We start from the raw sequence: 8,920 nt of genomic DNA, 5'->3' as shown, positions 1-8,920 counted from the left end.
AAGCGCCTTTATGGCTGCCCTGTCTTATGCTTGTCGCCTCTGAACAAGCCGCCTCCGCTTTTCTACTTGTAACTCATTTGTAACTCCTATTCCCTACTATATGGTCAAAGCTATTTTCGCTTTAGTTCATAAACAAGGGGGATAAAAGATGAAGAAATCAATGAAGTGGTCTGCTTTGATGATTCTGCTGTCATGCATGCTGGTTGTGTCAACGGCCTGTAATTCTGAATCAAGTAATGGAGGGTCGGGTGATGGATCGTCGGAAAAAGAAACCGTGAAGATCGGGGTTCTAGCTTCGTTGACGGGTGCTTTGGAGTCGTATGGCAAACAAACGCAAAGAGGGTTTGAGCTCGGGCTGGAATACGCGACAGACGGGACGATGGAAGTGGCCGGAAAGAAAATAGAAGTTGTCTTTGAAGATACTGAAACAAAACCTGAAGTGGCAGTGCAAAAGGCCACTAAATTATTGGAAGAAGAAGAAGTGGATTTCCTTGTGGGGTCGTCAAGCTCCGGGGATACACTGGCGGTGCTTCCACTTGCCGAAGAATATGAAAAGATCATGGTTGTCGAACCTGCAGTTGCTGATAGCATTACAGGTTCAGAGTTTAACCCATATATTTTCAGAACAGCCCGTAACTCTTCACAAGATGCGGTAGCCGGAGCTGCTGCCATTGCAAAGGATGGAGTGAAAATCGCTACACTGGCACCTGATTACTCGTTTGGACGCGATGGGGTAGCTGCTTTTAAAACAGCAGCAGAAGAATTAGGTGCAGAAATTGTCCATGAAGAGTATGCAGATCCTGCAGCGACGGACTTCACTTCCAATATACAAAAAGTGATAGAAAGCAAGCCGGACTATCTATTTGTCATTTGGGCAGGTGCCAATTCACCTTGGAATCAAATTGCTGACATGAAGCTGCAGGAGAAAGGGATAAAAATTTCTACCGGAGCACCGGATATCGCGGCATTGTCTGCAATGGAACCGCTTGTGGGAATGGAAGGATTTTCTGTTTACTATCATGAACTTCCGGATAACGAAATTAATGATTGGTTAGTCGAAGAGCATAAAAAGAAATATGACGGAGAGGTTCCGGACTTATTTACTCCAGGAGGGATGAGTGCCGCGATTTCAATTGTGGAAGCCCTTAAGAAGACTGAAGGAGATTTGGATCCGGATACCCTGATCCAAGCGATGGAAGGGATGAGCTTTGAGACTCCTAAAGGGAAAATGACATTCCGTGAAGAAGATCACCAGGCACTGCAGACCCTTTATGCTATCAGGCTCGAAAAGAAAGAAGGGGTACCATATCCAGTACCTGTTTTAATAAGGGAGCTTTCACCAGAAGAAACAGCTCCTCCAATCTTGAATTAAGGCAGACAGGGTTGACCGGCTTGCCCTTTGCTCTCATTCCATTAACAGAGGGCTCGGGTGCGGTCAGCCTTTTTCATAACAATAGACAGAAAAAAAGAGGTGAATCTTATGAACATATTAGAAACAAAAGATTTAACGATTAAGTTCGGCGGCCATACAGCGGTTGATAACGTAACATTTACTGTTCCGGAAAAGGAATTTAAATCAATCATCGGTCCGAATGGGGCGGGGAAAACGACTCTTTTTAATTTATTGAGCGGACAATTAAAACCGACAAGCGGTGATGTTTTCCTTAAAGGAAAGAAAGTGACGAATCTTTCACCTACGAGGAGGGCACGTCTCGGAATAGGGCGTTCTTTTCAAATCACCAATGTGTTTCCTAATCTGACAGTTTTGGAGAATGTAAGACTGGCAGTGCAATCCAAGCGGGGAATCCGCTATATCATGCATCGTCATAAGAATGGTTTTGACGATATCATGAGTGAAGCCCATCGATTATTGGAACTGGTGTTGCTGACAAAAAAAGCTGATTTTCTAGCCGTTAATCTGGCGCACGGAGAAAAGAGGAAGCTTGAGATCGCCATGCTTCTGGCACTGGATACAGAAATCCTCCTGCTTGATGAACCGACTGCGGGAATGTCTTTAGAAGAAGTGCCGGCAATTCTTGACGTGATTCGAAATATCAAAGAACAAGGAAACAAAACTATCGTTTTGATTGAACACAAAATGGATATGATCATGGATCTTTCCGATTCGATCATGGTGTTATTCAATGGAAGATTACTGGCCGATGACCACCCGAAAGAAATCATGAAGAATGAACAAGTGCAATCGGCTTACCTGGGAGGGCTTTATGATGAGCACACTGCTTAAGGTAGAGAACATCGAAACCTTTATCGGGCAATATCATATCCTCCAAGGGGTCTCCTTTGAAGTGAAAAAGGGGGAGGTCACCGTCCTTCTCGGCAGGAATGGTGCAGGGAAAACCACCAGTCTCAGGAGCGTCATGGGACTTACCCCCCCTTCCTCTGGGAAAATCATTTATAAAGGGGAAGAAATCCAAAGGCTGCCTACTTATAAAACAGCAAACAAAGGAATCGGTTATGTTCCGGAAGATCAAGGGATATTCGGCGATCTGACCGTTGAGGAAAATATGAAGGTAGCCATGAAAAAACAGGATGGCGAAACGAAAGACCGTATGGAATGGATAACCGATTTATTTCCTGATTTAAAGAAGTTCTGGAAGAAAGCAGGGGGCAATCTCAGTGGGGGACAAAAACAAATGCTTTCAATAGCGAGAGCTTATCTAAATAACAATGAATTGATCCTGATTGATGAACCGAGTAAGGGGCTTGCTCCGATAGTCGTTGAAAAAGTGATGGAATCAATCGTTGAAATGAAAGAAAGTACAACGATCCTGCTTGTTGAACAAAATTTCATCATGGCAAGCAAAATAGGGGACCGCTACTATATCATCGATGATGGAACAACGGTTCACAACGGGCATATGGAGATGCTTGTGAAAGATGAAAACATGAAAAAGAAATATCTGGGGATTGCATAAGGGAGGGGATCAAATGGACCTCATCATCAATTTAGCGTTAAACGGCCTGGCTACAGGCATGCTGATTTTTCTATTAGCGGCGGGTTTGACCTTGATTTTTGGATTGATGGATGTGTTGAATTTTGCCCACGGTGGTTTATTTGCTTGGGGAGCCTACAGTGGTGTTTGGGTTTACGCTGTGACAGACAGCTTTGTATTGGGGATTATCGGAGCCATTGTCACAGGGCTGATTCTGGGGATGATAACCGAAAAATTCATCATTCAGCCGGTGTATGGAAATCATGTTCAGCAGATTCTAATCACCCTGGGATTTATGCTTGTTCTATCAGAACTGTTGAAGGTCGTTTGGGGGCCTAATCAATTATCGATGACCGCTCCGGATTATCTTGCAGGCAGCTGGGTGATCGGAGATGTCATTATCATTAAATACAGACTGTTTATTATCGCTGTAGGCTTTCTGATATTTGGACTTGTTCAGCTCATTTTGAAAAAGACGAAAGTCGGGTTAGTGGTCCGTGCAGGAGTCATGAACAAAGAAATGGTAGAAGCATTTGGAATAAATATCAAGAAAGTATTCATGTATGTATTTATGGTCGGCTCAGCGCTGGCGGCGCTCGGGGGGATTTTGCTGGCTCCTTATTCAGGTGTTATATACGCCGAAATGGGGATGGAGTTTGCGATCCTGGCCTTCATCGTAGTTGTGATAGGCGGGATGGGAAGCTTCCCTGGATCCCTGTTTGCAGCCATTTTGGTAGGATTGACTGGTTCTTTTATGACGTATTATGTACCAGAGCTGTCACTGGCTGTCAATATGATCCTGATGGCGCTCGTACTCATTTTCAGGCCGCAGGGATTATTTACAGTAAAGGGGTGAGACAATGAAAATCCTTCAGAACCGTTCAAATTTGTTTATGGGAACCGCACTGCTTTTATTGGTGCTATTTCCTTTGTTTAATGATTCAAGAAGCATGATGATTTTATTGACGCAAGTATTCATATTCGGGATCTTTGCGATGAGCTATGACCTGCTGCTTGGTTATACAGGAATCGTATCGTTCGGTCATGCCATGTTTTTCGGGATAGGAGCCTATTCGACGGGAATATTTTTAGACCGGATGGAACCGAACATGTTCTGGTTTTTTGTATCTCTTTTAGCAGGTTTTGCGATTGCAGGAATTGTAAGTTATTTAGTCGGTCTCTTGACTCTTCGTCTTAAGAGCCATTTTTACGCAATGTTGACATTGGCTTTTGCCGGATTATTCCTTGTGGGTGCTGAAAAGTGGAGAACGCTGACATTCGGGAATGATGGATTTACATTTCGTACGCCTGACTTCATGAAAGACAGGATGACTTTTTATTTTACATGTCTGGCAGTGATGGCAGTGGTGTTTTTAGTACTGAGAAGATTCACTCAATCCCCTGCAGGTTCAGTTCTTCAGGCGATTCGGGAAAATGAGCAAAGGGCTGAATCCCTCGGGTTTCATGTACTTAATTATAAAATTATCGCGAGTGTCATAGCAGGGGTACTAGCCAGTTTGGCAGGATCGCTATATGCCATTTCTTTACGTTTTGTGAACACTAGTGTCTTTACGATGGATATCACGCTAGATGCTTTGCTTATGACCATCATCGGAGGAGTCGGCACACTGATCGGTGCGATTATTGGGGCAGGGTTGATTGAATTTGCCCATCACTGGCTGACAGAGCTCGCAGGCACTTATCCTATATTTGAAAGGTGGATCATCTTTTTCGGGATCCTCTATATCCTTGCTGTCATGTTCTTCCCTGCGGGTATTGTCGGATCACTCCGGAAAATAGGCAGACAAAAGAAAACAGTGAAAAAACACCGGGCAGAGGAAAAGAAAATAGCAGGATGAGGAGGGAAGCACCATGACAGTAGGGATTCTGAGTACAGGAATCTATTTGTCTGAAAAGATCATGACGGGAATGGAAATCGCTGAGAAAGCAGGACTTCCGGCAGAAGTTGTCGAAAATAAAATGGGAATAAGAAAGAAAACGGTTCCAGGGCCAGGGGACCATACCTGTGCCATGGGCATCAAAGCTGCAAAAACCGCCATTGAAAAAGCGGGAATCGATCCGAAAGAGATAGATGTCGTTATTTATGTCGGAGAAGAACATAAGGAATACCCTCTCTGGACAGCAGCCATCAAGCTGCAGGAAGAGATTGGCGCCTACCGTGCATGGGCATTTGACACATCCCTCAGGTGCGGGACGACGATCATGGCTATGAAACTTGCAAAAAGTCTCATGGAAACAGATCCTGACATCAACACGGTGCTTCTGGCGGGAGGCTATCGGAACAGTGACTTCATTAATTACAGTAACGAGAGCACGCGATTCATGTTTAATCTGGCTGCCGGCGGAGGTGCCCTGATTTTGCAGAAAGGATTGAAGAAGAACCTTCTGCTTGAAACGTCTTTAGTGACAGATGGTTCTTTTTCAGAGGATGTCATTGTCCCTGTCGGAGGAACTGTTGAACCGCTGACCTCAAAAGCTCTTGAGCAAGGCCGTTATTATCTGGAGGTTCCGGACCCTGATGGAATGAAGAAAAGGCTGGAACAAAAATCAATGGATAATTTCTTGAAAGTGATCCGTGAATCCCTCTATAAAAGCGGTTATGAGGAGAAAGATATTGCCTATGCGGGGATTCTTCACATGAAGAAATCCGCTCATCTTTATGTGCTGAAAGAATTGGGATTAAGCGAAGAGCAATCGATTTACCTTGAAGACTATGGTCATATTGGACAATTCGATCAAATCCTTTCCCTTGAGCTTGCTGAACAGAGAGGCCGGTTGAAAGAAGGGGATGTCGTTGTACTTGTGAGCGCGGGAATCGGCTATGCCTGGGGTGCGTCGACAATCATTTGGGGGGAATCCTTAAGGGGGACTGAAAATGACAGTGATTGAATTGAAAGAAATCCTGCTTTCGAATGGCGAAACAATGGCTTACCGTGAAAGAAGCGGGGGGCATCTGCCAGTAGTGCTGGTCCATGGAAATATGACTTCCTCTAAACATTGGGATTTGCTGTTGGACCGAATGGATGAGCGTTACAAACTCTATGCGATTGATATGAGGGGATTTGGAGAATCCAGTAATCATCAACCCATAACGAGCATTAAAGATTTATCACTGGATTTAAAAGACTGGGCAGATGGAGTGGGGCTCAGTGATTTTTGCATGATCGGGTGGTCTACAGGAGGGGCTGTAGCCATGCAATTCGCTGCTGATCATCCAGGTTATTGCGATAAAATGATTCTTTTAGCTTCAGCATCAACGAGGGGATATCCTTTTTTTGATACAAAAGAAGATGGATCTCCGGATTATGCCAATCGATTGAAAACCTTGGAAGAAGTGAGGAAGGACAGAAGTAAGACGATTCCTGTACAAACGGCGTATGACACAAACGACAGGGAGTTTCTGCGTACATTATGGAATGCGCTGATTTATACGGATGCCCAGCCTGATTCCGAGAAGTATGAAGAATACATCGATGATATGAGAACACAGCGGAACCTGGCAGAAATCTATTATGCGTTAAATACCTTTAACATTAGTGACCGTCATAATGGACTTGTGGAAGGTACTGGGCAGGCAAGCTCCATTTCCATTCCCGTTCTCGTGTTAAGAGGAGATAGGGATTATGTCATAACAAAAGAGATGACTGAGGAGATTGTGCAGGATATTGGTGAAAATGCGAGGTTTACAGAGTTAAAGAATAGCGGTCATTCCCCTCTGGTGGATGACTTGGAACAGCTGATTGAGAGAATGACGTCGTTTCTGCAGCAAAAGGAGGAAATAACATGAGATTAGAAGGTAAAGTGGCCCTGATCACGGGAGCTGCGAATGGAATTGGATATGCGGCAGCAGAAGTGTTTGTAACAGAAGGGTGCCATGTCGCACTTATTGATTTTGATGAGGAAAAAGGAAAAGAAAAAGTAGAGTCCTTGAATGAACTTGGTGTTGGAAAAGCGGAATTCTTTCAAGGGGATGTAGCTGACCGTTCTTCTGTGGACAGTTTTGTAAAAAGAGCCAAAGAACATTTTGGGAAAATTGATATCCTCATCAATAATGCTGGAATTACAAGGGATGGGATGCTTCATAAGCTTTCAGCAGAGAACTTTCAAAAGGTACTTGATGTCAATTTGACAGGTGTATTCAATTGTACACAGGCTGTCCTTCCTCACCTGATTGAAAACGGAAAGGGGAAAATCATCAATACCTCTTCCGTAAGCGGGATCTATGGAAATGTCGGGCAGACAAACTATGCTGCAGCTAAAGCAGCTGTCGTCGGGATGACAAAGACATGGGCGAAAGAGCTGGGACGTAAAGGAATCAACGTCAATGCGGTGGCACCCGGCTTCACTGAAACCGGCATGGTGGCAAGCGTCCCTGAAAAAGTGATCGAAGGCATGAAATCGATGGTTCCGCTGGGCAGGCTGGGGAAGCCAGAAGATATTGCAAAAGCGTATTTGTATTTAGCATCTGATGACAGTGATTATGTGAATGGCACCGTTCTCCATGTAGACGGAGGCATTATGATGTAAATCAGCATTCTAAAAATCGAGACGAATGAAAGGGGAAGAGCAATATGAGAAATGTAGTAATCACATCAGCCCTTCGCACACCTGTAGGAGCATTTGGAGGAGCATTCAAAGATCTGCTCCCTACAGACTTGATTGTGCCTGTAATGAAGGAAGCAGCCAAACAAAGCAATCTGAATTCAAGTGATATTGACGAAGTCATCTTAGGACATTGCATACAGCGTACGGACCAGCCAAATACTGCCCGCACGGCAGCACTTCTTTCCGGCTTTGACGATACGACAACAGGTTTCACGATACAGAGACAGTGTGCCAGCGGGATGCAGGCGATCATATCCGCTGCCATGCAAATTCAAACGGGACTATCTGATATTGTTCTGGCAGGTGGAGTGGAAGCGATGAGCTCTAGCCCCTATATCTTAAAGCAGCACCGGTTTGGGCAAAGGCTGCAGCACGGTGAAATCCGCGATTCGGTATGGGAAGTACTAGAGGATCCGATTCATGGCATCATGATGGGAGAAACGGCCGAAAACCTGGCGGAAACCCATGATATCTCTCGTGAAGAACAGGACCAATTTGCTATGCTCAGTCATCAAAGAGCGGTAAATGCAATCGAAAAAGGTTATTTTGATACTCAAATCGTTCCTGTTACAATTAAAGAACGCAAAGGAGAAAAAGTCATCGACACCGATGAAAGTCCGCGTCTTGGCTTGACTGCAGACAAGCTGGCTAAATTAAAGCCTGCTTTCCGAGAGGGCGGGACTGTAACAGCTGGGAACTCTTCCAGCTTGAATGACGGGGGAGCCGCCCTTATCCTAATGAGCGAAGAAGAAGCAGAGAAAAGAGGACTGCAGCCACTAGCCCGAATTTCCGGCTACTCAGTTGCAGGGGTCGATCCAAAGCTAATGGGAATCGGACCGGTGCCGGCCATCCAAAAAGGGATACATAAAGGTAACTGGACATTGGATGAAATCGATTTATTCGAAATCAATGAGGCGTTTGCGGCACAGTACCTGGCAGTAGAAAAAGAGCTTGGTCTTGATCGTAACAAGGTGAATGTAAACGGAAGCGGTATCAGCATCGGACATCCCGTCGGGTGCACGGGTGCAAGGATCGCCGTCAGTCTTGTACATGAACTGAAGAGGCAGAATCTGAAAAAAGGAATTGCTTCTTTATGTGTAGGTGGAGGCATGGGGGCTTCTATTTTGATAGAAAGCTTGTAAGTTTTAGAGGAAAGGAGAAGTACCAGTCCTGGTAAAACAAGGGCTGGTGTTTTTTTATGTTCGCGCGAAGGTAGAGGACATTATTCCCCCTGAAATAATTCTTTCAGCCACACCTCGACTTCTTCAAATCATAGCGACTGAATGCTCATTAATATCCATGTTTATCCATGATAGTGGTCTATTCTACCAAACAAACAA

9 protein-coding genes are annotated in these 8,920 nt (G+C 44.7%); all 9 read left to right on the top strand.

Annotated elements, in window-relative coordinates:
- Positions 1-148 precede the first annotated feature (148 nt).
- The 9 genes from ACXAFV_RS19785 to ACXAFV_RS19745 all read left to right on the top strand — a co-directional run bounded on the left by ACXAFV_RS19785 (position 149) and on the right by ACXAFV_RS19745 (position 8,722).
- Complete coding sequence (locus ACXAFV_RS19785) at positions 149-1,372, top strand: substrate-binding domain-containing protein (RefSeq protein ID WP_475128983.1); 1,224 nt, start codon at positions 149-151, stop codon at positions 1,370-1,372.
- A 108-nt stretch (positions 1,373-1,480) separates the two neighbouring features.
- Positions 1,481-2,245, top strand: coding sequence for an ABC transporter ATP-binding protein (locus tag ACXAFV_RS19780; protein WP_475128981.1), 765 nt, complete (start codon positions 1,481-1,483; stop codon positions 2,243-2,245).
- The gene (locus ACXAFV_RS19775; RefSeq protein ID WP_475128980.1) at positions 2,229-2,936 is read left to right on the top strand and encodes an ABC transporter ATP-binding protein; all 708 of its coding nucleotides are present in this window, start codon (positions 2,229-2,231) and stop codon (positions 2,934-2,936) included. The genes ACXAFV_RS19780 and ACXAFV_RS19775 overlap by 17 nt, the downstream gene beginning before the upstream one ends.
- 13 nt (positions 2,937-2,949) lie before the next feature.
- Entirely contained in the window at positions 2,950-3,810 is an 861-nt protein-coding gene (locus ACXAFV_RS19770; protein ID WP_475128978.1) for a branched-chain amino acid ABC transporter permease, read from the top strand.
- Between the two features lie 4 nt (positions 3,811-3,814).
- Entirely contained in the window at positions 3,815-4,813 is a 999-nt protein-coding gene (locus ACXAFV_RS19765) for a branched-chain amino acid ABC transporter permease (protein ID WP_475128976.1), read from the top strand.
- 13 nt (positions 4,814-4,826) lie between these two features.
- The gene (locus ACXAFV_RS19760) at positions 4,827-5,864 is read left to right on the top strand and encodes a 3-oxoacyl-ACP synthase (RefSeq protein ID WP_475128975.1); all 1,038 of its coding nucleotides are present in this window, start codon (positions 4,827-4,829) and stop codon (positions 5,862-5,864) included.
- A complete protein-coding gene (gene phaZ, locus ACXAFV_RS19755) occupies positions 5,851-6,762 on the top strand; it encodes an intracellular short-chain-length polyhydroxyalkanoate depolymerase (protein WP_475128974.1) in 912 nt (303 codons plus the stop codon). The genes ACXAFV_RS19760 and phaZ overlap by 14 nt, the downstream gene beginning before the upstream one ends.
- A complete protein-coding gene (gene fabG, locus ACXAFV_RS19750) occupies positions 6,759-7,502 on the top strand; it encodes a 3-oxoacyl-ACP reductase FabG (protein WP_475128973.1) in 744 nt (247 codons plus the stop codon). Before phaZ ends, fabG begins: the two co-directional genes overlap by 4 nt.
- A 44-nt stretch (positions 7,503-7,546) precedes the next feature.
- Complete coding sequence (locus ACXAFV_RS19745) at positions 7,547-8,722, top strand: thiolase family protein (RefSeq protein WP_475128971.1); 1,176 nt, start codon at positions 7,547-7,549, stop codon at positions 8,720-8,722.
- The last annotated feature ends 198 nt before the right edge of the window (positions 8,723-8,920 follow it).

The organism is Rossellomorea sp. ABR4_012 (genome assembly GCF_056159545.1).
Note: the sequence above shows the minus strand (reverse complement) of the source record. Positions and strands in the feature narration are given on the sequence as shown.